This window comes from Deinococcus arboris, from assembly GCF_009755355.1.
In the GTDB taxonomy this organism is placed as follows: Bacteria; Deinococcota; Deinococci; order Deinococcales; family Deinococcaceae; genus Deinococcus; species Deinococcus betulae.
The window spans coordinates 190,112-216,257 of the sequence record NZ_WQLB01000003.1; the positions used below are offsets into that span (position 1 = coordinate 190,112).

A 26,146-nucleotide genomic window follows, 5' to 3' on the forward strand; every position below is an offset into this window, starting at 1 on the left:
AGAGAACAGTGCTGGCTGATCTTTATGCACCGTGCGGACCAGGCGTGAGCCTGGTTCAGCTGGAAACTGCCGCCCCCTCCCCTGTTAGGCGCTGGACCTGTGGCATGTCACAATCGGCGCCATGACCGCCCAGGCCCCCGCCACCCGCCGCCAGGTGGCGCTGATTGCCCACGACCGGAAAAAGCTGGAACTGGCTCTGTTTGCCCTGTCGTATAAGGACGTGCTGGGCCATTTCCCACTGGTGGCCACCGGCACCACGGGCGGCATCCTGGAAAAGCAGACGGGGCTTCAGGTCGAACGGGTCCTGTCGGGGCCACTGGGCGGCGACCAGCAAATTGGGGCGCGACTGGCCGAGGACCGGGTGCTGGCAGTGTTTTTCTTTCGCGACCCGTTGACCGCCCAGCCCCATGAACCGGATGTGTCGGCCCTGGTGCGGCTGTGCGACGTGCATGACGTGCCACTGGCCACCAACCCCGCCAGCGCGCAGGCCCTGATGCTGTGGCTCCAGGGGCAACTGCCCGGCGCCCCGGATTGAGGGGGCTTCCCTTTTCCTCCCCCTCATCTGACCCTGGCCGGAAGGTGGCTTATATTGGTCTCATGCGCGCCCCCGCGACGCCCGTGCTGACATCTGGTCTGCTGACCGATGTGGGCCGTCAGCGCCAGGGCGGCGTCAACCAGGACGCGGCGCTAGCGCTGGACCTGCCGCAGGGCGGACTGTACGCGGTGGCCGACGGCATGGGCGGCCACGCGGCCGGCGAACTGGCCGCCAATCTGGCCCTGGACGCCCTGAGTCAGGCCTACCTGGACGCGCGGGGCACCCCACCGGCCCGCCTGGCCGGAGCGGTGCAGGCCGCCAATGTGACGGTGCTGCGCCACGCAGTCGGGGAATATGTGGGCATGGGCACCACGCTGCTGGCCGCCCTGATCGACCGGGGGGCAGCGCTGCTGGCGCATGTAGGGGACTCGCGGGCGTACCTGCTACGCGGCGGGCAGCTGCACCGCCTGACCGAGGACCACTCGTGGGTGGCCGAACAGGTGCGCCTGGGCCACATGACCGAAGACGAGGCCCGTGACCACCAGTGGCGCAGTGTGGTCAGCAACGCCCTGGGCGGCGAGGAACGGGTGCGCCTGGAACTGTACGGGCTGGAGGTTCAGGCTGGTGACCGCCTGCTGCTGTGCAGCGACGGCCTGAGCGCTGTAGTGACCGACCAGGACATGCTGACCATCCTGGCACGGCCCTTGCCCCCCGAAGCCACTGCCCGGCTGCTCATCAACGCCGCCAACGACGGGGGCGGGCCGGACAACATCACGGCACTGATTGTGGATCTTCAGCGGCCGGGACGTGCGCCGTCCTACGCGCTGCCGCCGCGCCGTGACGACGGCCCGATGTATGTAGACACGCTGCTCAGCGCCCAGCGCGGCAGCAGCCTGCACAGCTACATTCTGCTGATGCTGGCCTATTTCACGCTGCTGGGCATCATGCTGGTCCCCGAGCGCCGCGTGCCCATTGGCCTGATCGGCACGGTGCTGCTGCTGGTGCTGCTGGTGGGGCAGCGCCTGATGCGCCGGCCACCGGCGCCGCTGCGGCCGCCCAGCGCTGTGTTGCCCGGCCTGGGCCAGCCTCCGGCCACCGACAACAGCGCCGTCACAGAGACCCGCGCCTGAGGCCGCAGCCGCGCAGGTATGCTGCTGGGCATGAAAGAAATTATCGAAACGGCCCAGGCCCCCGCCGCCATTGGCCCCTATAGTCAAGCGGTTACCTTTGGCAATCTGGTCGTGACCAGCGGCCAGATTCCCCTGACGCCCGCAGGCGACCTGGTAGCAGGCGGCATTACCGAGCAGACCGAACAGGTGATCGCCAACCTGAAGGCTGTTCTGGCAGCCGCAGGCACCGACCTGGACCGCGTGGTCAAGACCACTGTGTTTCTGGCGGACATGAACGAGTTCGCCGCCATGAACGCCGTGTATGAGGCCCATTTCCGCGCGCCCTACCCGGCCCGCAGCACCGTGCAGGTGGCCCGGCTGCCGCGCGACGTGCGTGTGGAAATCGAAGTGCTGGCCGAGCGCCACTAGCCGGAGCAGCTTTTTTCCTGGCTGGGCGGACAGTGCATGTTCGCCCAGCCTTTGTATGGAGCGGACCACAGGGTCATAACTTGGAGTGGCGCCGGGGTAAGCGGCTGAGCGAACCTACCGGCCCTGTCTGGCCTGAATGCTGTCCCTTTTGAGTGTCAACGAACCGGAAACTCTCAGCTCTGCCCAGACCCTGCTTGCGGAAACATATAGGTGCGCGAACCCTGGCAGACATGCTCTTGCGCGGCCCCAGGCCTGCACACCGCTGCCACCTCGCTCCCTTTGTGCCTCTGGTCTCGACGGCCCCCGGCCAGGCGTGACATCTTGAGCGGCAATGGTCGTCTTGCCCATCCGCTTTGAGCGCAGCCCCCGCCTTCACGCCATGCTGAGCGAGACGGCGTATCCGGCCGGCACGCGCGTGGTGGTGCAGGGCAAGCGCGGCCCCGAGGTGGCCACCGTGCGCGGCGAGGGCCGCGACCCCCAGCCGCAGGAGCGCTACGGCGCCGTGCTGCGCGCGGCCACCCCCGAGGACCTGACCCACTGGGAAGACCTGCACCGCGCGGGCGAGGATCTCAAATGGCTGCTGCGTGCCCGCGCCCGGCAGCGCGGCCTGCCGGTCAAGGTGGTGGCCGTCGAGTTCACGCTGGACGAGAGCCTGGTCACCGTCAGCTACAGCGCCGACGAGCGCATTGAACTCACGGGCCTGATCGGTGAGGTACGGGCCCACACCCGCGCCCGCGTGAATTTTGCGGCGGTGGGCCCACGCGAGCAGGCGCAGATGATCGGCACTCTGGGGGCGTGTGGCCGCGAGAACTGCTCCTCGACGCACCTGCAAGACTTTGCGCCCGTCAGCATCCGCATGGCAAGAGATCAGCAGCTACCCCTGAACCCCGAAAAGCTCTCGGGACCCTGCGGGCGCCTGCTGTGCTGCTTGCAGTTTGAGCACACCCAGTACCTCGACCTGCTCAAGGACCTGCCGCGCAAGAACGCCCGCGTGTGCCACGAAGGCTCGGGGGCCTGCGGCAAGGTCACCAAACTGCATCCTCTGGCCGGCACGGTGGATGTGGCCACCGACCAGGGCCTGCTTCAGAATGTGCCGGCCGCCAGCCTGCGCCGCATGACGGAAGCCGAGCTGAAGGCCCAGCCCGACATGGGGCGGGGCCCCCGTCCGGCCAAGCCGCCCCGCTCCACGCCTTCGTAAGAGGACCAGCAATTGGACTGGCCGCTTCAGCTGGGCCGCGCCGCTCAGCCGGCCACTCCAGTCAGCCGGCCGGCTGACCACCGGCCCGGACACCTGCCACCAACGCGGAGTACACTCGCGGCATGACGGCTTCTGCCCCTGACCGCCGCGCCACTGAAACCAAATTGACCGTATCTCCGGCGGCGAGCGCCTGGACCACCTACGCCCCGCGCTTTGAGGCGCTGCTGGAGCGGCCCCTGGACGCCCGCGAGGTGCCCGCGTGGCTGGCCGAGTGGAACGCGCTGGGCAGCGAACTGGCCGACGTAAGCGCCAAACTGTCAGTCCGCGCCGACTTGAACACGGCCAGCAAGGACATTCAGGCGCGCAAACAGGCTTTCATCAGTGAGGTCAGTCCGCAGTGGGAACGCGCCCAGAACGCCATGACCCAGAAACTGCTGGCCGTGCCCGGATACGTACCGGCCCCCGACGTGACCCAGCTTTACCGCCGCCTGAAAGAAGAGGCGGCCCTGTTCCGTGAAGCCAACGTGACCCTGGGCGTGACGCATGAGGAGCAGAAGAACCGGCATTCCGTGCTAACTGGCAACCAGACGGTGACGCTGGGCGGCGAGGAGCTGACCATTCCGCAGGCCAAGCAGCTGCTGGACAACCCTGACCGCGAGCGCCGCGAAGCCGCGTGGCGGGCGCTGGCGGCCAGCAACGCCGCCCTGGCCCCCGACCTGGACGCGGTGATGCTGGACCTGCTGACCACCCGCCGGGCGCTGGCGCGCAACGCCGATCAGGCCAACTACCGCGACCTGCGCTGGAAAGAGTTGGACCGGGTGGACTACACACCTGCCGACTGCCGCGCCTTTCACGAGGCGGTGCGCGACGAGGTCGTGCCGCTGGTCAGCGCCATGACCGCCCAGATTGCCGGCCGCCTGGGCCTGGACACCCTGCGCCCCTGGGACTACAACCGCAACAACCTGCTGGACGACCAGGCCCGCGCACCCCTGACACCGTTTAAAACCGGCGCGCAGCTTGAGGCCCTGGCCCAGACGGCCTTTGAAGGGCTAGACGCCGACCTAGCGGACCGCTTTGCCCAGATGCGCGTCAGTGGCCTGCTGGACCTCGAATCACGTCCAGGCAAGATGACCCACGCCTACTGCTCGTACTTTCCCACCACGAATGAACCTTTTGTCCTGATGAACGTGGTCGGCACCGCCGAGGACGTGCGCGTGCTGTTTCACGAGGTGGGGCACGCCTTCCACGGCTTTTACAGCGGCGACGCCCAGCCGCTGGGCATGAACCGCTGGAGTCCCATCGAGTTTGTGGAGATTCCCAGCATGGCGATGGAGTTCCTGACGCTGGACCACCTGGGTCATGTGTTTACCCCGGATGAGCTGGCCCGCTACCGCGAGAAGCAGCTTCAGGGCGTTATCGCCTTCCTGCCGTGGGCCGCGCAGATGGACGCGTTCCAGCACTGGCTCTATGCCGAGGCCGGCGAGAATGTCACAGTTGCCGATCTGGACGCCAAGTGGCTGGAACTCGACCGCACCTTCCACCCGTTCGTCAACTGGGACGGCCTGGACGAGACGATCCGGGCCAAAGGCTGGCAGTATTACCACATCTTCCAGGTGCCCTTTTATTACATCGAATACGCCATGTGCTACCTGGCCGCAGTGGGCGTGTGGCGCGGCGCCCAGACCGACCCCCAGGGCGCGCTGAATGCCTACAAGGCCAGCCTGCGCCTGGGCAGCACGGTCAGCATCCCCGAGCTATACCGCGCAGCAGGCGTCGACTTCCGCTTTGACCGGGAATACATCAGAGGCCTGATGAGCTTCGTACAGGAGCAGATGCAGGCGTAAATCAGCTTCTGTCTGCTTTGTTCAGCCTCCAAAACAGACCCGACAGATCCACAAAGACAAAGCGGCGGCCCCTGAAGATACCCAGGGGCCGCCGCTGCTTGCTGCCGTTTAGTAACGGTAGGTGGTGGTTTCGTTGACGTTGACGCGCACGGTGCGGTTGGCGCCCCGGTCCACATTCAGGGTCACGGTGCTGCTGCCGCGCACCAGGGTGCCGCTGTAACCGCTGCCCGTCGTGCGGGTCTGCTGCAGGGCGTAGCCGTCGGTCTGGAGTTCACGCACCTTCTGGTCGTAGGCGCTGCGGGCGGGGTCTTGCAGGGTGGTGCCGGCAATGGCGCCCAGCAGGTTACCGATAAAGTCCAGGACGGGGCTGCCGGTGTTCACGGGGGCCGGCACCGCCGTCAGGGGCTGGGCAAACTCCACGTTCAAGTTGGTCGTGCCGCCGGCCCGGATGGCCACCGTGGTGGTGTAGTCCGAGAAGCCGGGGGCCTGAACGCGCACAGGGTAGGTGCCCGCACGCAGGTTGTTGTAGGTGACGTTGGCGCCGCCCAGTCGCTGCCCATTGAGGGTCACGGTGGCGTTGTTCACGTTGGTGCCCACGAACAGGCTGCCGGTGCTGACCGGGTTCTGTGCGGCCACGGTGTAGAAGGCGGTGTCACTCACCCAGCTGTTCTGGGGCAGGGGGTTGACCACAATGCTCAGGGCCTGCGCCAGTCCGGCCTGACCGCCCTGGGTAGAAACGGTCGCAAACTGATCCTGCGCGGTCTTAAACGAGCTGATCTGGTCGAGGTTCAGGGGCGTAAGGCTGGCCAGCGCCAGCACCTTGTTCTGCCCGATAGGGCCCTCCACGCTGTAGGTGAAGTTGTCGCCGGCAGCCGGGAAGCTCTTGGTGGTGTTGGCCTTGACGAAGTTCTCGCCGCTCAGGCGGTTGGGCAGGATCTGGTCCACGCTGCCGTCGGGGTTCACGTTAAACAGGTACACGTAGGCGTCCCGGTTCACGGTGGCGCTCACGGTAATGGCCTCGCCCACGCGGTAGGCAGGGTTCTGGGTGCCGCTGGTGTCCTTGCTCACCCGCACGCTGACCTGAAGGTCTGGCTGAGTGGGGTTCACGATGATGCTCTGGGCGCTGATTTTGGCCTGGGCGCCCGCCACACTCAGGGTGGCGGCGGTGCCGAGGGCCAGCAGGGCAGTCAGGTTCGCTTTCATGCCAGGCAGTGTGCCGCGCGCGTATGACCGTGCGCTGATGGCACCTGATGGAAGCATTCACAGTTGGGCGGCTGACCGGCACAGGGCCCCCTGCGCGGCGACCGCCTCCCGCCAGTGGGGGCAACCCACATGACAGGCTGACGGTGGCGCACACTGGAGCATGACCTTCAGGGGACGAACGGGCCGGCTGACCTGCTCGCTGCTGCTGTGCGGCGCCGCGCTGCTGGGCACCGCCCAGGCCGGGTGGCCCGAAGCGCGCCAGGCCCTCGCGGCGCGGGACTATGACACGGCGCTGTTCCAGCTGCGGCCCCTGGCGGCGGCCGGCGACGCCGAAGCGCTGTTCGAGATGGGCTACATCACCGAGCAGGTCTATGAGGACCTGGCGGGCGCACTGATCCTGTACCGGCCAGCCGCCGAGAGGGGCTTCGGAGCCGCGCAGCTGCTACTGGGGTTTCATCTCCTTCAGGACAGAGCAGCGCCCACCAGCCACGCCGAGGGCCTGACCTGGCTGCGCCGGGCCGCCGCCCAGAACGCCAACTCCAAAGACACCCTCTTTGCGCAGGAGGTGCTACCCGACCTGCTGCTGGGCGCCTGGCCCTTCGAGGGGCGACCTGACCTGGCCCGCTTTCAGGACGCAGCCGAGGCACTGAAGCTGCTTGAAGGCTGGGCCACGGCCGGGGACACCCGCGCCGCCGAGCGCCTAACTGGCCTTTACCGGACGGGCGTGACCGTGGGCCGCCAGACTATCCGGCCTGACCCGCAGCGAGCGGCGTACTGGCTGGCGCAGCTGACCCGGCTGCCGGCCGCCAGCGCCGCCGATTCAGGTCAGGCCGGCGCGGCTTTCCGGCTGGCCGAGCAGCACGAGCAGGGCCAGGGCGTTCCCCGCGACCTGAAAGAAGCGGCGCGGCTCTACCGTCTGGCGGCCGAGGGCGCCAACCGTGACGGCATGGCCGCCCTGGCGCGGCTGCTGGAGACTGGACAGGGCCTGAATGCTGACCTCCGCGAAGCGGAGCAGTGGTTAACCCGCCTGGCTGAACAGGGGGACCCCCGGGGCTTTCTCAACCTGGGGCGCTTGGTAGAAGGGCGCGGCGACTGGGCTGGAGCCGCCCAGCAATACCAGCAGGGCCTGACAAGAACCAGCGGCCAGGACGCCCTGGAAGTGGCGCTGGCTGCGCTGCTGCTGACGGGCCAACCCGGCGTGCCCCAGGACGCGCCGCGCGCCGCCGAACTGCTGCGCTCGGCCACCGCAGACCTGCGCGGCGTGAACCTGCTGGCCGACCTGTACGAACGCGGGGCGCCGGGTGTCCCAGCCGACCTGGTGCAGGCGCTGGTTTTGCGCCAGGGGGCTGCCCAGGCGGGCGACCTCACGGCCAGGCTGCGCCTGAGCGAGCGGTTCCTCTGGGCCGATACCGCCCTGGTGGGTCGCCTGGCCCCCAGTCCAGAGAACACGGCGAAGGTGCAGGGCTGGCTGCGCGCCGCCGCTGGCCAGACCGCCAACCGGGCTGCGGCCGGCCAGGCCCACTACCTGCTGGGGCGGCTGTTTCAGGAGGGCGCACCGGGCCTGCTGAAGGACGCGGCGGCGGCCAGTGACCACTACCGCCAGGCGGCCGCCACTGGAGATGGCCGGGGCGACGTTGCGGCCCAGCGGCTGCTGGCGCTGCTGGCCTACCAGGACCGGCGCTACGCACAGGCCGTGACGCTGCTGGAAGGGCTAGGCAGCGGCGGGTTTTCGGGCGAACTGGCCGAAAACGCCCTGCTGCTGGCGTCGGTGTACCAGGCAGACTGGCCTGGCCGTAACCTGGCCCGCGCCGCCGACCTGCTGCGTCAGGCGGCCGATCAGGGCAGCGCGCGGGCAGCCTGGCGGCGCGGCGCGGCTTTTCTCTCTGGCGTTGGTGTTCCCAAAGACGTGCCTGCCGCCCTGACCTGGCTGACCCGCGCGGCTGAGCAGGGCTACGTGCCGGCTTACGGTCAGCTGGGCAATCTCTACAAGACCGAGGCCAGCCTCAGGAATCTGGACACGGCGCGGCTGTGGTTCGGGGGTGCCCAGCAGGCCGGAGAGGCCGCCGGGTACGAGTGGCTGCTGAGCCTGAACACCGAGCCGCAACTTCAGCTGCTGAGCCTGACTGACCTGAAGGCCGGCAGTTACTACGGCAGCTACCTGCTCTCCCTGGACAGGCCCGATGTGGCCCACGCCGCGCAGCTGCTGACCCTCTCGCTGGACTGGGTCGAGACCAGCCGCCGCAGCAACCGGCCCCTCAGCGCCGATGAGACCAGGGCCGCCGGGCTCTCGGCGTACCAGCTGGGCACCCTGTACGAGAAGGGGCAGGGCGTGACCGCTGACCTGACCCGCGCGGCGCAGCTGTACGAGCAGGCCGCCGGGCTGGGCAATACGGACGGCCTGGTGGCGTGGGGGGCCATGCTGCGCGACGGCACAGCCGGGGTGCCCCGCGACGGAGCACGGGCCATGACCCTGTTCCGGCAGGCCGCCGACGCGGGGGACCGGGACGGCAAGCGGCTGCTGGGCGCGGCCTACTGGGACGGCAAGATTACGCCGCAGAACCTCACGCTGGCCCGGTACTGGCTGCGGGAAGCGGCCATCGAGGGCAGTGGCCTGGCCGCCCAGGATTTGAGTGTGCTGCTGAGAGACGGACTGGGCGGTCCCCGCGACGCGGCCCAGGCGCAGATCTGGGCCAGCGAAGCTGACATTCTTGCAGGCCGCTTGAAGCGGGCCGACGCCCCGGTGGTGGCGCTGCCGGACCGGCCCCCACCCCTGTCGTCAGCGGTGTTGGCAGTCCCAGGGCCGGCCGCCCAGCCCGGTGACCTGCGCGCGCGCCTAGAAGCCCAGGCAGTGGCGGGCGACCAGCAGGCCATGACCGACCTGGCGCAGGCCTATCTCAGGGGAACGGGCGGCGAGACTGACCTGGTGGCGGCCTACGCCTGGGCCAGAATTGCCAACACCGACATGTGGCGTGACGTGGTGTTTATCAAGAGCAGCCTGTGGCTGGAGATCGAGCGGCAGCTGAGTGCCGAGCAGCAGGAACAGGCCAGTGTGCTGGAACTTCAGCTGCGCCTGAAACTGCCTGCGTTCTACCGCTAGGCCCGGCCGCCCCGGCTGTGCCCCTGCACCAGGGCACGGGCGACCAGATGGGCGGCGCGCAGGGGTTCTGGAATGTGCCCGGTGACGGTCAGGGTTGCCAGCGCCGCCTGCGCCTGCTGCGGACTCAGGCCGGCGCGCTGGACGAACACGCCGCCGCACGGTTCCATCGGCCCGGCGGCCTGCACCAACCGCCATTTGCGGGCGCCGCCCGGCACCTGGGTCAGCAGGGCGGCGCGCATCCGGTCCAGGTCGGGCGCGCGGCGCGCCACCACCAGCACCGGCAGGCCCGTCTGGACGTGCAGCGCGTGAATATTCACCACGTTAAAGCCGGCCAGCGCAATGCCCTGCAACAGGATGAGCTGCACAGGCTGCGTGGTCTGCCCTGCCAGGCGGGCCAGTTCGGCGGTGCTGTTCTGGCCGTCGCGCCGCACCTGGCCGCGCAGCACCGCGTGCAGGGTACGGCGGGCATACACGGTGCCCACCACCGCCACATTGCCCCGGTGCGCCCGCTTAAAGGGCGCGTCGTCAAAGCCGATGGCGCAGGACAGCACCCGCCCAGTGTAGAGGGTGGCTGGCCAGTGGCCGACTGCCTCTTCGGGGCGCCGCTTCATTTGGCCGGGCCACCGCGCTAAGGGTGAGTCGTGTACAGCTCTCCCATGAGCCCAAAACCACTACGCGCGACATGAGCACAGGGAACTCCAGAGACCAGGGCACGGCCTTAAGCACGCCCCTCCGCCATCCGGCGCATGTGAGACAGACCGGCGAGGTTCACACTGCCAGCATGACCTCTGTTCCTGACCAGGCTGAGATGGCCCAGACCGACCCTGCTGCCGGCCCGCTGCCGGTCAGTCCCTTTGACCCGCAGACCGCTGCCCCCGAGCAGCGCCTGGCAGTGGGCCGCCTGCTGGCCGAGGGCTTTGCCTTCGCCAACCCCGACGACCCGCCCCTGGTGCCCGAAAAAGAGGCGCTGGGCCTGACCCATCAGCTGCCCACCGAACGCAAATCCCACCTGGTGGTGTGGCAGGGCGCGCGCGCTGTCGCCTGGGGCACCCTGGAATACGACACCGAGCAGAACACCCACATGGCGCACGCCCGGCTGCTGGTCGCCCCGGACTGGCGGCAACGTGGGCTGGGCCGCGCGGTGGGCGCCGCGCTGCGCGACCAGGCCGCGCGCCTGGGCCGCACCGTGGTGACGTTTGGCACCACCAGCCGCGTGCCAGCCGGCGAGGCCTACGCCCAGACCTTGGGGGCCCAGGCCGCGCTGCCCATGCGCCAGAGCCGCCTGCCCCTGGCCGGCCTGGACCAGAACCTGCTGCGCGAGTGGCAGGTTCGGCCCGAAGGCGACCCTTACCGCCTGCACGTCTGGCTAACAGTGCCCGACGACTACCTTGAGCGCGCCGCGCAGATGATGATGGTCATGAATACGGCGCCCAAGGGTGACCTGGAACAGGACGACTGGACCATCACCCCCGAGATGATTCGCGCCTGGGACGCCATGATTGAGGAATCTGGCGAGATCCGCACCCTGATGGCCGTCGAGGACACGCGCACCGGGGAACTTGTTGCCTACAGCGAGGTGTTCTGGATGCCTGAGCGCCAGGGCCCGGTCTTTCAGGGCGCGACTGCCGTGCGGCCCGACGCGCGCGGGCAGGGGCTGGGCAAGTGGGTCAAGGCGGCCATGCTGGACCACATCCGTGCCCACTGTGAGGGCGCCCGATGGGTCCAGACCAACAACGCCAAGGAGAACGCTGCCATGCTGGGGATCAACATCAAACTGGGCTTTGCGCCCTGGTCGACCTTTACCGAGTGGCAATTGAAACTGAACTGAACGCGGATACCAGAGCGAAATGGAGCTGTGGGCTTGAGAAGCCGGAAACGCCCCTCAACGGAACAAGCAGTCGCTGTGGAGGCGAATCCTCAGGGGGCTTGAGGATATCCCTCAAGCCCCCTGACCCGGAGAGGCGGGCTCAGCAGCGCACCAGAGCGAGTCCCTGTCCCAAACAGGGAATTAACGTGGGGTCGCGGGGTGGTCAGAGCCCCGCAGTCAAGCGCCGTCGGCGCAGACTCCAGTGACTCTGGGGCCGCCGCCTTATGAGGGCGCACAACGGCGTCATGTTGGCCAAACGGGCTGTTCCGCAGCGTGTGCCGTTCAGGCGGACGCCTTCTTCCGAAACAACCCTCTAGAGCGGTGGTGTGTTTAGCCGTGTCAGAGAGGGGATGCGCCACTTCTCCGTGCCTGCACACTGAGGACCACTTGCCACTGCGCCGAACCTCGCCTGGTCAATCACAGCGCCCCGGCCGCGCTACCCTGCACCGCATGACGGCGTACAGGAACAGGCCATGAGGGTCGCGGTGGCCGATGTGGGGACCAATTCCAGCCACCTGCTGATTGCCGAGGCGGTCACCGCCGGCGACGTGGGCGGCTACCGGGTGCTGGACGCCCTGAAAGACCGCACGCGGCTGGGTGAGTGCCTGGACGCCCAGGGCTGGCTCACCCCCGAGGGCGAGGACCGCCTGTCCTCGGCGCTGACCCGCTTCCGGGCGCTGGCAGCGGCGGCGGGTGTTCCCGAGGTGCATGTGTCGGCCACCAGTGCGCTGCGCGAGGCACCCAACGGCGCGGCGGTCGCTTCGCGCATGCTGGCGCGCACCGGGGTCTACCCGGCCATCATCAGCGGCGAGCGGGAAGGCGAACTGACCTATCTGGGTGCGGCCCACGCGGTCGAGCTGGCCGACGACAACGTCCTGCTGGACCTGGGGGGCGGCAGCCTGGAATTTGTGCGCGGCGACCAGGCCAGGGCGCGCGACGTGCTGAGCCTGCCGCTGGGCGCCATCCGCATGACGCGGGCCTTCGTGCCCGCCGAGTCGCCAGGGCGCAAGGAGGTCACGGCGCTGCAAGAGGCGGTGCGCGCCGCCCTGCGGCCCCACGCGGCGCGCTTTGCCGCGCGGCCCGGTACCCGCTTTGTGCTGTCCAGTGGCACGGCCGAAGCGGCGGCCCTGGCCCTTCTGGCCCGCCGGGGCGAGGAGGCGGCCAGCGTCAACGGCGCCCACTGCACGGTCACCGAACTGGAAGGGCTGCTGGGCGACCTGCGTGGGCTGCGCGCGGCGGCGCGGGCGCGCGTGCCCGGCTTTGAGCGGCGCGCTGATACAGCAGTGGCGGGCCTGGCCACCCTGCACGCGGCCCTGACCCTGCTGGGGGCCACCGACTTTACCGTCAGCGAGGGCGCCCTGCGCGAAGGCATGCTGACCGAGGAACTGACCCGGCTGCGCGCCTACCAATCCTCGATCAGCGCCCGGCAGCGCAGCGTGCTGGGCGCCGCCGAACGCTTTGGCGCCAACCTGTCGCACGCGCGGCAGGTGGCGGCCCTGGCGCGTGAACTGCTGGGGCAGCTGGGGGCTGCGGGCGTGGACATTGGACCGGCGGCCGAGGCCCGCAGCCTCCTGACCGCCGCCGGGGCCCTGCATGAAGTAGGGCAGATTGTGGCCCAGAGTGCCCACCACAAACACAGCGCCTACCTGATTCGCCATGCTGAACTGCGCGGTTTCACCCCGCGTGAAATCGAGTGGATTGCCCTGCTGGCGCGCTACCACCGCAAAAGTGCCCCCAAGGCCTCACACCCCGAATTTGCGGCCCTGAGCGCGGCCGAGCAGACCCGCCTGACGCAGCTGGTGGCCGTCCTGCGCGTGGCCGACGGCCTGGACCGCGCCCACGCCGGTGGCGTCCAGATTGAAAGGTTAGAGCGCCGGGGCGGCGGCTGGCACCTGACGCTGCGCGGCGCCACGCCGCTGGACCTGGAGGGCGCCCGCGACAAGGCCGATGTATGGGCGCGGGCTTTCGGGCCCCTGACGCTGCACGCCCTGGCTTGAAGAGCCGGAGCCTCGGCCTGAACCGATGATGAGTACGGTTCAGGCCGAACAGAACAGCTGCAAGGCAAAAAATGGGCGTGCAGTCGGCAGAACTGAAGAGGACCGAGCGACCGGCCAAACCGTTGGGAGGCCAGGGCCGCAATCCTGATTATGCTGGGCAGCATGACGCCAGGGCCGCAGAACCTTCCCCAGAACATCCTCTCTATTCAGTCGTGGGTCAGTTACGGCCATGTGGGCAACGCGGCGGCCGTGTTTCCCCTGCAGCGCCTGGGCTTTGAGGTCTGGGCCATTCATACGGTGCAGTTTTCCAACCACACCGGCTACGGCGCCTGGACCGGCAGCGTCTTTCCCCCCGAACAGGTGGCCGAACTGATTGACGGCATGGAGGCGCGCGGCGCCCTGGACACCTGCCACGCGGTCCTGAGCGGCTACATGGGCAGTGAAGGCACGGTGGCGGCGGTGGTGGACGCCGTGCGCCGGGTGCGGGCAGCTAACCCGGTGGCGCTGTACGCCTGCGACCCCGTGATGGGCGATGTGGGCCGCGGCGTATTTGTGCGCCCCGAACTGCCGGACCTGATTGCCGCCCAGGCCGTGCCCGAGGCAGACCTGCTAACCCCCAATCAGTTCGAGCTGGAACTGCTGACCGGACAGAGCGTAGAAACGCTGGAGCAGGCGCTGGGCGCCGCGCGAAGCCTACGGGAACGCATGCGCCCCGGCGGCCCGCGTCTGGTGCTGGTCACCAGCCTGGTACGCAGCGGCGCCCCCGAGGCCAGCATTGAAACCCTGGTCGTGGCCGATGAGGGGGCCTGGCTGTGCCGCACACCGCTGCTGCCCCTGGACCCGCCGCGCAACGGCACCGGCGACGCGATTGCCGCCCTGTTTTTTGGGCATTACCTGAAGACAGGCCAGCCAGCCCAGGCCCTGAGCCTCGCCATGAGCGCCCTGTACGCCCTGTTGCAGCGCACCCACCTGGCCGGGACCCGCGAGATTCAGCTGGTGGCGTCACAGGACGATTTTGTGCGGCCTGCGCGAGTGTTCGAGACGCAACAGGTGGGATAAAGGCCGTGAGCAGGCTAGAAGCAGGTGCCTCCTGCGCCTTCTCAACCGCCTCTTGAACTCAGCCTCTAAGTGGTCCCACACCCTGCAATTGTGAGGCGCGTCTCAGGGTGGCCTCAGGGTCACCCCAATGCCTATTGCGGGGGTTCTCATAGAGAAGGGCGGCAGGCCAGGAACACTGAAGGCATGAAACATGTAAGCTTCCCGACCGTTGCCGCCGCCGACGCTTTCATTGCCGACCTGCAGAACCAGGGCGTCGTGGCCCAGACCCTGGGCCGCTCGACCTACAACCGCCGAACGGCGGGCACCACCGCGACCACCAGCGACACCTACGTTGGTGACGCCAGCGCGGGCGCTGAAGACGCTGGCGCCGGCGCCGTGAAGGGCACGGGCGTGGGCGTGGCTGTGGGCGCCGCCGCCGGCATTCTGGCCTCGGGCGCTGTGGTGGCCACCGGTGGTCTGGCCCTCCCCGTGATTCTGGGTATGGCCGCACTGGGCTCTGGCGTGGGCGCCGCTGTGGGCGCCACGGGCGGCGCAATGGGCGTGGACGAGAACCACGACGGCCGCACCGCTGACAACGACTACGGTGACCGTTACGAAGTGGACGACACCTACTACGACAACATGAACACCACCGTGACTGGTGGCGGCCGTGTGGTCGGCGTGGAAGACAGCGTGCCTTACGACGCCGTGGTGGCCGCCGCTGGCCGTCATGGGGGCCAAATCATGGACGACAGCACCAGCAACGCTCGCCGCATGGACACCACGGCCAACATGTAAACCCCGGTAGGTTCAGCAGAACCTCCCTAAGGTCCCCAGCGGTTGCAGCCCGCTGGGGGCTGGTCGTTGTTTCGGCAGCGGACGACAACAGACGAGAGATGACGGCGCTCCCCACTTATCTCTTCTTGAACGTCACCAGCTAGCAGAACGCCAGCGCGGACAGAGTGCAAAGGCTCATATCGACTCCGATTGAATCGAGCATTCTGCTCGATGAAAGCCGAACGGACTTGGAAAGCTGCGCAGCAGCGCGAGAGGGAAAAACGACGGATTGCGCGATATGGAAGCGCAGACGGTGCCTGTCCGGCTGTGTCGCAATTCAGCGGAATCCGTATCACGTTCTCCGCAGGACCGCCGACTGGTGGCCAAGAGCCACCGCACCCTTCATCGAGCTAGCGCGCCCTTCTCCGACAAGTCAGGGCAACTCTGCTTGTTCTGGTGGGGTTGCCACCTGGCCTCTGGTTTGCCCTTCTAAGCCGCTCAGGATTCGCTGGGCGTATGGGGCAGCAATACCTTTTGAAACCAGAAGTTCCCCAGGGTTTTAATCACGTCCACGAACTCAGCGATGCTGACGGGTTTGGGAATATAGGCATTGGCGTGCAGGTTGTAGCTGCGCCAGATGTCACTCTCAGCGCGGCTGGTGGTCAGCACAATCACGGGAATGGCCCGCAGCCCCTCGTCCTCTTTCAGAATATCGAGCAGTTCCAGGCCGTTCATGCGTGGCATGTTCAGGTCCAGCAAAATCACGTCGGGCCGAATGGCCTGAGGACCGCGCAGCAAGTCCAGGGCGGCCACACCGTCGCGGGCGTGACTTAGCAGGTGGGGAAAGTGCGCCTCTTCAAAGGCTTCCTGGGTCAGGAGCACATCGGCAGGATTGTCCTCGACGAGCAGGACGTGAACAGCAGTCTGGGTCATGGAACAACTCCGGTGGGTGGGGTCAGGGGCAGGGCCAGGTGGAAGGTGCTGCCCTGACCGGGCGTGCTGTCCACCCACAGCTCGCCGCCCAGCTGCTCGGCGGCGCTGCGCGTGACGGCCAGGCCAATGCCGCTGCCCGCGTACTCGTCCATGCCGTGCAGGCGCTGAAACACGCCGAAAATCCGTTCGTGGTATTCGGGCGCAATGCCGATGCCGTTGTCCTGCACATGAAAGACCCAGCGCTCGGGCTCCGCTGTGGCCGTGAGGCCGACCTGGGGCGCCCGGTCCGGAGCACTGAACTTCAGAGCATTGCCCAGCAGATTTTGCAGGGCGTGGCGCAGCAGCTCGGGGTTGGTCTCTAGGGTGGGCAGCGGCCCGACGGTCACGCGGGCGCCTGTCGTCTCGATCTGGGTCTGCATGTCTTCCACCAGTTGCGCGGCCAGGCGCGCGGTGTCCACCGGGGCAAAGGTGCGCTCGGCGCGGCGCACCCGCGAGTAGGCCAGGAGGTCCTGAATCAGGGTCTTCAGGCGCTGGGTGGCCGCCGTGGTAAAGGCAATGTAGCGGTCGGCGCGCTCGTCCAGCTGGCCGCTGTAGCGCCGGGCGAGCAGTTCGGTGTAGCTGCCGATAGTGCGCAGCGGCTCTTGCAGGTCGTGAGAAGCCACGTACGCAAACTGTTCCAGCTCGCGGTTGCTGCGCTCCAGCTGGGTGTTGGTCTGCTCCAGGGCGTGGGCGGCGCGGCGCAACTGATCCTCGCGGTCCTGCACGGCCCCGGCCATCGCGTTGAACTGCGAGCCCAGCAGCGACAGTTCCTGCACCGGGGCAGGCGGCAGGCGGCGGTCATACTCGCCGCGAGCGATGGACTGGGCGCCGTCATTCAGCTCGCGCAGCGTGCGGGTGACGGTGCGGGCCACACGCAGGGCCGTGACCGTCAGCAGGGTCAGCCCCAGCGCCAGCCCCGCCACGCTGATCCAGCGCACCGCGCTGAGGGTGGCCTGACTCTGGCGGGTGGCCTCGGCCTGGCGAACGGTCTCGTTGCGCTGCATGACGGCCAGCACCTCACGCGCCTCGTTGAGAATGTCCCGGCCGACTCCGTTGCTGACGCGCGCCGCCGCCCGGTCCAGCGACTCGCGCCGGGCGTCCATCTCGGGCAGGGCCGCTTCCTGCTGCCAGCGGCCGACCAGCGCCTGCACCTTGGCCAGATTGGTGCGCTGCATCTCGGTCACCGCCAGGTCCTGCAGGGCATACGCCGCCGCCTGAAATGTCGCCTGCCCTTCCTGGTAGGGCGCCAGAAACTCGTCCTGACCCGTGATGACAAAGCCGCGCTGCCCGTTTTCCATCACGGCCACCTGCTGGGTCAGGTCGCTGATGAGCTGGGTACGGGCCTGGGCGTCCAGCACACTTCTGAGCGCCTGATCGTTGCGCTCCACGCCATACACGACAGCGCCGCCCACCCCCAGCAGCAGCGCAAACGGCAGCACCAGCGGGCGCAGCAGAAATGACCACAGCGGCTCGGCTGGCCCAGGGCCCAGCGGAACAGCCGGCGCCTGGGGCCGCGCCGCCGCGCCAGGCAGCAACTCCGCAGAACCAGGGGGAAGGGCCGACATCGCGTGCATTGTAGTGCAGCGGTTCTGAAACGCGGGGCCCTGCCGCTGTCTCGCCTTGAAGGCCGCCCACCGACAGGCCGCTGGCCCGGCCGGGTTCCTCTGCACTAAACCGGCCCAGAACCCTCCACCTTTTTTGAACCGGGTTCAGGAAAGCAGGGTACAGTGAGGCCCATGACCGACGAGAGCGTGCAGCTCACCCGCAGGGGCGAGGTGGCCACCCTGACCATAACCAGTAAAAAGGGCAGCCTGGGGCCAGCCTTCTGGCGCGCCGTGCCGGGGGTACTGGCCGACCTGAACGGCGCCCGCGCGCTGGTCGTGCGCGGCCAGGACCTGTTTAGCGTAGGGCTAGATGTGAAGGCCACGGCGCCGGTAATTGGCCCAGCCCTGGGCAACCCGGCGGCCTTTCACCTCGTCGTGGCCGAGATGCACGCGGCCATAGAAGCCTTCGCCGCGCTGCCCATCCCAGTGGTGGCGGCCGTCCACGGCTGGTGCATTGGGGCGGGGCTGGAACTGATCGCCGCCTGCGACCTGCGCCTGTGCAGCGCCGACGCCCGCTTTTCATTGCCGGAAGTGCGCCTGGGCATTACTGCCGACCTGGGCGGGTTGCAGCGCCTGCCGCACCTGGTCGGGCGGGGCCGCGCCGCTCACCTGGCGCTGACTGGGCTGCCCATCGACGCTGCGACCGCCGAGCGCTGGGGCCTGGTAACAGAGGTGATGCCGACCCTCGACGCCCTGTTTGCCCGCGCCGAAGAACTGGCGGCGTACCTAGCGACCCTCCCCTCCAAGGCTCTGGAAGGGACTAAGCGGACGCTCCAAGATGGTTTATCCCATACGGAGAGCCTGCACGCGGCCGTGGCTTGGAACGCCCAGCACATGACCGCTGAAGGACTGCTGAGCGCGCTGAAGCGAGATGGCAGCAGCGAGCCCCGCCCGACACCCTAAATTCGCCTCCACCATTCGACCGCATTCAGGAGCCTTCCATGACCCAGACCTCTCCCCTCTCCCCTACCTTTCGCCTTGACCTGCTGGCCGGCAAACACGCACTGATTACGGGCGGCGGCAGCGGCATCAACCTCGGCATCGCCCAGACCTTCGCCGCGCATGGCTGCGCCGTAACGCTGCTGGGGCGTAACCTCGACAAAGCCCAAACGGCGGCCCAGGGCATCGTGGCCGCTGGTGGGCGCGCGCTGGGGGTCAGCGCCGACGTGCGCGACTTTGCGGCGCTTCAGGCAGCGGCCGTGCAGGCCGTGGCCGAGTTTGGTGAGCTTGACATCGTACTGGCCGGAGCCGCCGGCAACTTTCCTGCCCCTGTGGACGGCATCAGCCCCAACGGCTTCAAAACAGTGGTGGATATTGACCTGCTGGGCACTTATAACACGATTAAGGCAGCCGCGCCCCACCTCAAAACGCCCGGCGGCAACGTCCTGAGCATCAGTGCTTACGGCGTGCCCATCCCTATGCAGGCGCATGTGGTGGCGGCCAAAGCCGGCGTGGACGCCCTGACGCGCACGCTGGCCGTGGAGTGGGGCCTGCGCGGCATTCGCGTGAACGCGATTATCCCTGGCCCTATTGACGGCACCGAGGGCATGTCCCGCCTGGCCCCCGACGAGAAGACGCGCCGGCAGTTTATGGGCACTGTCCCGCTGGGCCGCTTTGGGGTGCCGCAGGACATCGCCAATGCTGCCCTGTTTCTGGTGTCCGACGCCGCCAGCTACGTCACCGGCGTGATTCTGCCGGTGGACGGCGGCCAGAACATGCTGGGCGGCGCTCCGCAATACCAGATGTATCAGGCGATGGGTCTGGCCATGCCGAAGCAAGAAGCGTAAAGACTTACGCCAGAGCGCCGATGCCCGGCCTGGCCACTCAGAGCAGCATGGCCATATGAGGCTGCTGCACCTTGAAAAACGTCCGTTTCACCGCCTGCGATTCCTCAATGCGGGGAAAAGAGGCGCAACCGAGACGCAGCAGCTGCCGTTTCTGCGCGGGGTTGTAGACACCTTGCCTGATGGGGTGGACGCTCTCGTCCTGACCAGCGACCTTCAAGGCGTGGTGCGGGACTGGGCCGGCACTTCCCAGCTGCTTGGCATAGCCCTGCTAAACGAACTTCAAACGCTGACGGCTCATGGCCTCCTCTCACCACTGGCCCGCACCGGAGCTGTTCTGGCTGGTGACTTTTACTCGGGCCCTGGCGCTGACCAGCGCGGCGCCTCTGGCGATGTCTGGCCAGTCTGGTCTGCGTTTGCGTCGGCCTGCGCCTGGGTGGCCGGCGTTCAGGGCAATCATGACCAGTACAGTCGGGACATTGATGACCTGCCCAACGCCTGGCTGCTGGACGTAGAAGAAATCGCTCTGGGCGGCCTACGGATCGCGGGGATCGGCGGTGTGGTAGGCGACCCAACCAAGACCGCGCGGCGTTCCGAGGAGGACTATCTGGCTGCCGCCGAACTGGTGCTGGCTCACTCACCCGACCTCCTTATCCTGCATCAAGCGCCGCAGGGGGGAGCCGGACAACGAGGCTGGGCGGCGCTAACCGCCGCTCTTCGAGAATGCCCCGTGCCTCTGACCGTCTGCGGCCATGTTCATTGGGAACAGCCGCTCTTTCGCCTAAGCCCTGATCAGACGGTGCTAAATGTGGATAAGCGGGTCATCGTGCTGACGGCCTCACCTCACTTACACAAGTCTGCTGCGCACACGTCCAGCACGGCGTAATCCTTGTCCTTCTGCACGACCAGCTTCAGGTACAGGGTGCCGCCCTCGTAGGCGTAGCTGTCACCCGTGGTCGCCGCCAGGTTGGCCAGGGCCACCTTTTTCAGCCGGTTGCGGTTGTCCACCCACCAGTCGCGGTACAGCACCGGCTCGGCGGCGGTGGGCAGCGACAGGCGCAGGGTGTCGCCCGGCTGACGCCCACTGAAGCCCAGTCGCCACTGGGCGCTGGTGTTTGTTGGGGTCACGGTGTATGTCTGCCCCAGGCGCGCGGTCGTGCTGACGGTGGTGAAGCTGCCCGGCGTGCCTGTCAGACTGACCTGCCCGTGGGGTCCAGCCACCGTCACGGGGCCAGGCTTGCCGCCCTTGACGTCCTGCAGCCACAGGCGGGCGTAGGTGCCGGCGCAGACGCTGGCGTTCCAGGCGGCGCGCACCTGACAGTCCGGGGCGCCGGCCAGCAGGGCGCTGCCCGTGACGCTCAGGCCCGCTGTGCCCGTCACGCTGCCGTCGCTGTCCAGAAAGGTGGCCGACTTGTCGCCGTCCTTATCGGCCTGCGCGGCGGGCAGGTACACGCGCTGGCTGCCGTCCAGCCAGGTCAGCCCGCGTGCCTGGTTGGCTGGGTTGAGGGGAAAGGCATTTTTCGTCTGGTAGCCCACGCCGCTGGCCTGACGCACGCTGCTGGGCGCAAACGCCGCAATGGCCGCGTCCTGAATGCTGACCTGACCGTCGTAGAACTGAAACCCGCGCACCGGAAACGCAGCGTCCCAGGGCCGGGGCAAGCTGCGGCCCCCTTCGCCCTTGGCTTCCCAGCTTTCAGGCTGGCCCACGTTGGGGGTCTCGCCCACCAGCAGGCCTCCTTTAAACACCGAGAGATTCGAGGCGAAGGTCGCGCCTACAGCGTTATCGGCCAGCACAGCGTTTAGCAGCGTGTGGTTTTCCCCGCGCAGCCAGACGCCGTGGTCGCGCTGCTTGTAGGCTGTAAAGTCGCTGAAGGTGGCGGGCACAGCGGCGCTTTTGGGGTCGGCAGGGGTCGTTACGGGGTCGTAATACGCGGTCTCGGTGGCGCTGCCGTCGGCCGCCGGGCCGTTGTCCACATTCAGGCCACGGTCGCCGCTGTGGGCCACGTTGCCACTGAATTCGCCCAGCGGCGTGCGCCGGGGCCAGAGGTTGGTCTTGCTCGCCGCCAGGCCGGTGGGATGCTCGGCCAGACCGTACCAGAAGCCTGTGCCGTCCACGCCCGCCGCCACGTTGTTCTTGACCGTATTGGCCGGGTTGGCAATCCAGAAGCCGGACGGGCGCTTGTCGCTCTCCAGCAGCGGGTTCTGGCCCTGCTTGCTGTCGGGCGCCTTGACACGCGTGACCAGATTGCCCTGAATCAGGGTGCCGGTTTCGTCGCCGTCTTCCAAGAAGATGCAGTGGCCCAGCGTGTCGTAGGTCACGTTGTCTTGCACGCGCAGGTCGCTGGTGCCATGCACCACCACACAACGGTTGAAGCTGGTGTGCAGGCTGTTGCCGCGCAGGTAAGAGGCCGGCGCGCTGCCCAGCTGGTGAAAATGCACGGGGTAACGCCGCAGGGTGTTCAGCTGCCCCACCCGCACGAACTCGGTGCCCTCCAAGCGCGCGGTGCTTTTTCCCATGACCATAACGTGGGCGCCCACGCGGCTTTGCACGGCGTCCTCGGTGGCCCCCACGACGATGTTGCGGCTCAAGAGGCCCACCTCAGCCCGCTCATTGACGGCGCGGCCGGCCACCGTGATGGCCTCGCCCCAGTGGGTGTACTTCAGCGGCGCGCCCAGCGTCACGGTCGTCCCTGAGACGCGCTGCACCGTCACCTGTTCGGTCTGACCGGGATTGAAGTCAGTGCTGGCCAGGGTCAGGCTGTCGCCGCCCTTCCAATCCGGGGCGCGGTCCAGGGTCAGGGTGCTGCTGCCCGCCTTGGCTGTCGCGGCCAGGCGAGTCCAGGGCAGGCGCGGCTGGCCGTGCAGTTCCAGCGTGCCGTCCATCACGCCCAGCGCGCGGTCGCCCATCCCCATGATGTCCTCGCCGGGCACCGTGTTGGTCAGCAGAATCTCGGCGTGGTGCGCAAACGGCTGGTCTTCGCGGCCCACCCGCAGTTCGCCGTGCACCATGATCCATTCGCTTTGCAGGGTCAGGTCTTTCTCGGCGAAGTCTAAGGTGCTGCCTGTAGGGATAGTCAGGCCAGCCAATGCTGGGGGTGACACGTCCAGAATCACGCGCTTGCCTGCCGGCAGGGTCACAGTGGCGCCGGCTGCTGGTACCGCTCCGCCCCAGGTCGCCGGGTCGCTCCAGGTGCTGCCTGACTGAGTGGGAGCCGGCGCAGGCGAAGGACTCGGAACAGCCGGAGAGGTGGGCGTGGCAGGGGCCGCCGGGCTGGTCGGCGCCGGCTCTCCGCCAGCCGACTGTCCACAGCCAATGAGCAACGCAGACAACGTGAGGGCCAGAGGCCAGCGGTGCTTGAGCATAAAGAGAGTGTAAATGAGCGGTCAGTCAGCCGCCGTGAAGGACTTCGCAGGGCAAGTGTAACCTTTGGCACCGTGCAGCACACGGTTTAGCTTCAGAGCCGAAACCTCCCAAACTCAGCAGGGCAGGTTTTCTATATCTCATAGTTTTCATAGTTACTTTTTTAATTATGAGTCATAAGAAGTTTCGCCCGAGGAGGCACCCCCATGATTCCACTCAGCGACGACAACCTGATCCTCGACACCGACAGCTACAAGAGCAGCCACTTCCTGCAGTACCCGCAGGGCACTACCCGGCTGTTCTCCTACCTGGAATCGCGGGGCGGCCGCTACCCCGTAACGCGCTTTTTTGGGCTGCAGTACATTCTCGACCGCTACCTGACGCGCCGCGTCACCGCCGAGATGGTTGAAGAAGCCCACGCCCTTATTGAAGCGCACGGCGAACCCTTTCCCTACGAGGGCTGGATGCGTGTGGTCAACGTGCACGGCGGACGGCTGCCGCTGGAAGTGCGCGCTGTCCCAGAAGGCACGCTAGTCCCCATTCACAACGTCCTGATGAGCGTCACTAACACCGACCCCGAATTGCCCTGGCTGGTCGGCTGGTTCGAGACCATGCTGATGCGGGTCTGGTATCCGACCACTGTGGCGACCCAGAGCTACCACATCCGCGAAATTATTCGGGTGGCGCTGGAGAACACCAGTGACCGCGCCGCCGAGGAGCTGCCCTTTAAACTGCACGACTTCGGCAGCCGGGGCGTGTCCAGCCGCGAGAGCGCCGGCCTGGGCGGTCTGGCCCACCTGATTAACTTCCTGGGCAGCGATACTCTGGAAGCCCTGCGCGTGGCCCGCAACCACTACGGCGCCGACATTGCCGGGTACTCCATTCCTGCGGCCGAGCACAGCACCATTACCAGCTGGGGCAAGGACCACGAGGTGGACGCCTACCGCAACATGGTGACGCGCTTTGGCAAGCCCGGCGGCGTCTACGCTGTGGTCAGCGACAGCTATGACCTGAAACACGCCATTAACGTCCACTGGGGCGAAACCCTGAAAGAGCAGGTCATCCAGTCGGGCGGCACCCTGGTCGTGCGCCCCGACAGCGGCGAGCCGGCCGCGATGGTTCGCCTGGCCGTGAATGCCCTGGCCGCCAAGTACGGCACCACCACCAACAGCAAGGGCTATAAGGTCCTGAACCACGTACGCGTCATTCAGGGCGACGGCATAGACGAAGGCACCATCCGGCAGATTCTGGGCAACCTGGAAATTGACGGGTACAGCGCCGAAAACGTGGCTTTTGGCATGGGTGGCGCGCTGCTGCAAAAGGTGGACCGCGACACGCAGAAATTCGCGTACAAAGCCAGCGCCGGCCTGATTGACGGAGCGTACCGGGGCATCTACAAAGACCCGGTGACCGACCCCGGCAAGCGCAGCAAGGACGGCGTGCTGGACCTGGTGCTGGAGGGCGAGCGCATGGTGACGAAGGCCTATAAAACCTTTGACACCGACTTTCCGGGCAGCCTGATGCGGACGGTATACCGCGATGGAGAACTGTTGGTAAGGGATACGCTGGAGGATGTGCGGGGGCGAGGATGAAACAGATCTGTATAACCACCTCCTCCATCTGGATTAATTCTCTGATAAGAGCTGAAGTTGAGCCAGCGCAGGCTTTGCCATACTTGACCGAACTTGCTAGCAATCTATGCCCACATGATGACTGGCAAAAGTTCGCCGCGATAAACGTTTGCAGAGACGCAACATCATTTAACGGCTGGCTTATCAAAGCAATCGAAACTTTTACATCAAATCAACCCAGAGATATTTTACATTTCGGTCTTTTTAATCCTATTTACAAAGATAAGGAGGGGCAGTACGTCACCCTGTCAATTTATCTCACTCCTAAGAAAAACCAGTCGTTTGATCAATGGGGAACTGAATCTGATTCGTCTCAGTTCCACTATTACGATTCAGAAGTTTTAGACAATATTTATTCATACGCTTATGGAAGACCACAATCACTCGGGAACTCCGCAGAGTTTCTCCTCGGTCTAGGGTACGCTTCCTCTCTCGTTCTGTACGCAGCACAGTCCTTCGGCTTGCAATTACTTGCAACTTCAACATCACAGTGTGACATCACTATAGGCTTTGACGGCGGCGAGATAGAAACACTCGGGACCGTCACACGTAGCGGATTTCAGCCCAAATCAAGGGTGAACTAACGTGCAGCACGCCACACGTCGAGTGCTCAACTCTCTTTCTATTATCCAATCGCAACTGCTCGCACATCACTCCCTTTCTTTCGCTCAAGTTCAAACAGAGCGACTTATAGAGTATGTAACTGCCCAGCTAGGTAGTCTTGAGGACACCTCCGCCCTCCTCGACCACGCTTACCTCGCCTCCCCCGCCTTTCAAGCCAACCTCAACCAGGCTCTCCGCGCGGCCGAAATCGCTGAATCCGACGACAAGCTGGCGCTGATTGCACGGGCGCTGGCCGGGTGCGCGCTGGCCTTTCCGCCGCCCACACCAGATAAAGTCCAGACCCTGCGCATCGTTGAGGCGCTGTCTATGCGGGAATTTCACGCCCTGGCGGCTGTCTTTGACCGGCTTGACCCGATTGATCCTTACGCCGATGCCCTCCCCGTGGAGGGCGCCTCTGCCCCCGGATTTTCGCGGCAGGAGTTCGAGGCCGCTCTGATAGGGCTGGGGCAACTGGGCCTACTGATGCGAACAGAGCAGCGGCGAGAGCCCGACGCCTGGGCAAACGAATCAGCGGCGAATGTAGCTGTCTGGCGGCTGACCGCGTTGGCGCGCCAGGTCGCCTTACTCATCCGACTGCAAGGAGCAGAGCCATGACCCAAGACTGGCTGGATACCCTCTTCCCCAGCAACGCCGAGCGCACCGTGCCCTGGCCGGCGGTCGGCGAACTCGTCACGCTCTACCGCCCCACGGGCCTGCAAGAGCTGCGCTTGGTGGCGCAGAGCGGCTGGCGGATCTGGCCGCCGCGCCTGCCGGACCAACCGATCTTCTATCCAGTGCTGAATTTTGACTACGCCGAGGAGATCGCCCGCGATTGGAATGCCAAACGCAATGACCCGCCCGTCGGCTTCGTAACGGCCTTTGACGTGCGCGCCGAAGAGGCGACCCGGTACGAGATTCAGGTGGTAGGCGCGCAGGCGCAACATCAGGAACTCTGGGTGCCTGCCGAGGAATTGGACCACTTCAATGCCGCCATCGCAGGGCCCATTCGCGTACTGGCCCATTACGCCGGCGCAGGGTACACGGAACCAATTAATCCAGATACGCATCTGCCTGCTGACTTTTAGCCCCTGTACAGA

General features: G+C 66.7%; 22 protein-coding genes. 17 read left to right on the top strand and 5 right to left on the bottom strand.

Annotated features, from left to right (window positions below):
• Positions 1 to 121: 121 nt before the first annotated feature.
• From GO986_RS03695 to GO986_RS03715, 5 genes are all read left to right on the top strand, one after another.
• Positions 122 to 535 carry a methylglyoxal synthase gene (locus tag GO986_RS03695; protein ID WP_157457910.1) on the top strand — a complete coding sequence of 138 codons (414 nt, stop codon included), beginning with the start codon at positions 122 to 124 and terminating at the stop codon, positions 533 to 535.
• A 62-nt stretch (positions 536 to 597) separates the two neighbouring features.
• The gene (locus GO986_RS03700; protein WP_157457911.1) at positions 598 to 1,665 is read left to right on the top strand and encodes a PP2C family protein-serine/threonine phosphatase; all 1,068 of its coding nucleotides are present in this window, start codon (positions 598 to 600) and stop codon (positions 1,663 to 1,665) included.
• Between the two features lie 30 nt (positions 1,666 to 1,695).
• On the top strand, positions 1,696 to 2,073 hold the full coding sequence (locus GO986_RS03705; RefSeq protein ID WP_157457912.1) for a RidA family protein: 378 nt from the start codon (positions 1,696 to 1,698) through the stop codon (positions 2,071 to 2,073).
• A 331-nt stretch (positions 2,074 to 2,404) separates the two neighbouring features.
• Positions 2,405 to 3,271 (top strand): PSP1 domain-containing protein, encoded by an 867-nt coding sequence (locus GO986_RS03710; RefSeq protein ID WP_157457913.1) that lies wholly within the window; start codon positions 2,405 to 2,407, stop codon positions 3,269 to 3,271.
• A gap of 122 nt (positions 3,272 to 3,393) precedes the next feature.
• Positions 3,394 to 5,115, top strand: a complete 1,722-nt coding sequence (locus GO986_RS03715) for a M3 family oligoendopeptidase (RefSeq protein WP_157457914.1) — start codon at positions 3,394 to 3,396, stop codon at positions 5,113 to 5,115.
• Positions 5,116 to 5,223: 108 nt separating this feature from the next.
• Here the strand turns inward: GO986_RS03715 and GO986_RS03720 are convergent, their stop codons facing one another.
• Entirely contained in the window at positions 5,224 to 6,318 is a 1,095-nt protein-coding gene (locus GO986_RS03720) for a DUF4384 domain-containing protein (protein WP_157457915.1), read from the bottom strand.
• A gap of 160 nt (positions 6,319 to 6,478) precedes the next feature.
• Between GO986_RS03720 and GO986_RS03725 the strand changes: the two genes are divergently transcribed.
• The gene (locus GO986_RS03725; protein ID WP_157457916.1) at positions 6,479 to 9,415 is read left to right on the top strand and encodes a tetratricopeptide repeat protein; all 2,937 of its coding nucleotides are present in this window, start codon (positions 6,479 to 6,481) and stop codon (positions 9,413 to 9,415) included.
• Here GO986_RS03725 and GO986_RS03730 read toward each other — a convergent pair.
• Positions 9,412 to 10,026, bottom strand: coding sequence for an endonuclease dU (locus tag GO986_RS03730; protein WP_157457917.1), 615 nt, complete (start codon positions 10,024 to 10,026; stop codon positions 9,412 to 9,414). The genes GO986_RS03725 and GO986_RS03730 overlap by 4 nt on opposite strands.
• A gap of 170 nt (positions 10,027 to 10,196) precedes the next feature.
• Here GO986_RS03730 and GO986_RS03735 point away from each other — a divergent pair, with 170 nt between their 5' ends.
• The 4 genes from GO986_RS03735 (at position 10,197) to GO986_RS03750 (ending at position 15,115) form a co-directional block, all read left to right on the top strand.
• Positions 10,197 to 11,243: a GNAT family N-acetyltransferase gene (locus GO986_RS03735; RefSeq protein ID WP_232337384.1), complete on the top strand. Its 1,047-nt coding sequence runs from the start codon at positions 10,197 to 10,199 to the stop codon at positions 11,241 to 11,243.
• 512 nt (positions 11,244 to 11,755) lie between these two features.
• Entirely contained in the window at positions 11,756 to 13,279 is a 1,524-nt protein-coding gene (locus tag GO986_RS03740) for a Ppx/GppA phosphatase family protein (RefSeq protein ID WP_157457918.1), read from the top strand.
• Between the two features lie 162 nt (positions 13,280 to 13,441).
• On the top strand, positions 13,442 to 14,338 hold the full coding sequence (pdxY, locus tag GO986_RS03745; protein WP_369409122.1) for a pyridoxal kinase PdxY: 897 nt from the start codon (positions 13,442 to 13,444) through the stop codon (positions 14,336 to 14,338).
• A 183-nt stretch (positions 14,339 to 14,521) separates the two neighbouring features.
• The gene (locus tag GO986_RS03750) at positions 14,522 to 15,115 is read left to right on the top strand and encodes a hypothetical protein (protein WP_157457920.1); all 594 of its coding nucleotides are present in this window, start codon (positions 14,522 to 14,524) and stop codon (positions 15,113 to 15,115) included.
• A 477-nt stretch (positions 15,116 to 15,592) separates the two neighbouring features.
• Here the strand turns inward: GO986_RS03750 and GO986_RS03755 are convergent, their stop codons facing one another.
• Together GO986_RS03755 and GO986_RS03760 are read right to left on the bottom strand one after the other, a co-directional pair.
• Entirely contained in the window at positions 15,593 to 16,027 is a 435-nt protein-coding gene (locus GO986_RS03755; protein ID WP_157457921.1) for a response regulator, read from the bottom strand.
• The gene (locus GO986_RS03760) at positions 16,024 to 17,631 is read right to left on the bottom strand and encodes a sensor histidine kinase (protein WP_157457922.1); all 1,608 of its coding nucleotides are present in this window, start codon (positions 17,629 to 17,631) and stop codon (positions 16,024 to 16,026) included. Before GO986_RS03760 ends, GO986_RS03755 begins: the two co-directional genes overlap by 4 nt.
• 171 nt (positions 17,632 to 17,802) lie before the next feature.
• On the opposite strand from GO986_RS03760, the gene GO986_RS03765 reads away from it, so the two are divergent.
• From GO986_RS03765 to GO986_RS03775, 3 genes are read left to right on the top strand one after another with little or no spacing between them, the layout of a single operon-like run.
• Complete coding sequence (locus GO986_RS03765) at positions 17,803 to 18,573, top strand: enoyl-CoA hydratase-related protein (protein WP_157457923.1); 771 nt, start codon at positions 17,803 to 17,805, stop codon at positions 18,571 to 18,573.
• A gap of 38 nt (positions 18,574 to 18,611) precedes the next feature.
• Positions 18,612 to 19,457: an SDR family oxidoreductase gene (locus GO986_RS03770; protein ID WP_157457924.1), complete on the top strand. Its 846-nt coding sequence runs from the start codon at positions 18,612 to 18,614 to the stop codon at positions 19,455 to 19,457.
• A 55-nt stretch (positions 19,458 to 19,512) separates the two neighbouring features.
• A complete protein-coding gene (locus GO986_RS03775) occupies positions 19,513 to 20,340 on the top strand; it encodes a metallophosphoesterase family protein (RefSeq protein ID WP_157457925.1) in 828 nt (275 codons plus the stop codon).
• On the opposite strand, the gene GO986_RS03780 is transcribed toward GO986_RS03775, so the two are convergent.
• Positions 20,298 to 22,817: a G8 domain-containing protein gene (locus GO986_RS03780; RefSeq protein WP_157457926.1), complete on the bottom strand. Its 2,520-nt coding sequence runs from the start codon at positions 22,815 to 22,817 to the stop codon at positions 20,298 to 20,300. The genes GO986_RS03775 and GO986_RS03780 overlap by 43 nt on opposite strands.
• Before the next feature lie 204 nt (positions 22,818 to 23,021).
• Between GO986_RS03780 and GO986_RS03785 the strand changes: the two genes are divergently transcribed.
• From GO986_RS03785 to GO986_RS03800, 4 genes are read left to right on the top strand one after another with little or no spacing between them, the layout of a single operon-like run.
• Positions 23,022 to 24,407: a nicotinate phosphoribosyltransferase gene (locus GO986_RS03785; protein WP_157457927.1), complete on the top strand. Its 1,386-nt coding sequence runs from the start codon at positions 23,022 to 23,024 to the stop codon at positions 24,405 to 24,407.
• Positions 24,404 to 25,030 carry a hypothetical protein gene (locus tag GO986_RS03790; protein WP_157457928.1) on the top strand — a complete coding sequence of 209 codons (627 nt, stop codon included), beginning with the start codon at positions 24,404 to 24,406 and terminating at the stop codon, positions 25,028 to 25,030. Before GO986_RS03785 ends, GO986_RS03790 begins: the two co-directional genes overlap by 4 nt.
• A 1-nt stretch (position 25,031) precedes the next feature.
• On the top strand, positions 25,032 to 25,664 hold the full coding sequence (locus GO986_RS03795; RefSeq protein ID WP_157457929.1) for a hypothetical protein: 633 nt from the start codon (positions 25,032 to 25,034) through the stop codon (positions 25,662 to 25,664).
• Positions 25,661 to 26,134: a hypothetical protein gene (locus tag GO986_RS03800; protein ID WP_198170382.1), complete on the top strand. Its 474-nt coding sequence runs from the start codon at positions 25,661 to 25,663 to the stop codon at positions 26,132 to 26,134. The genes GO986_RS03795 and GO986_RS03800 overlap by 4 nt, the downstream gene beginning before the upstream one ends.
• Positions 26,135 to 26,146 lie beyond the last annotated feature (12 nt).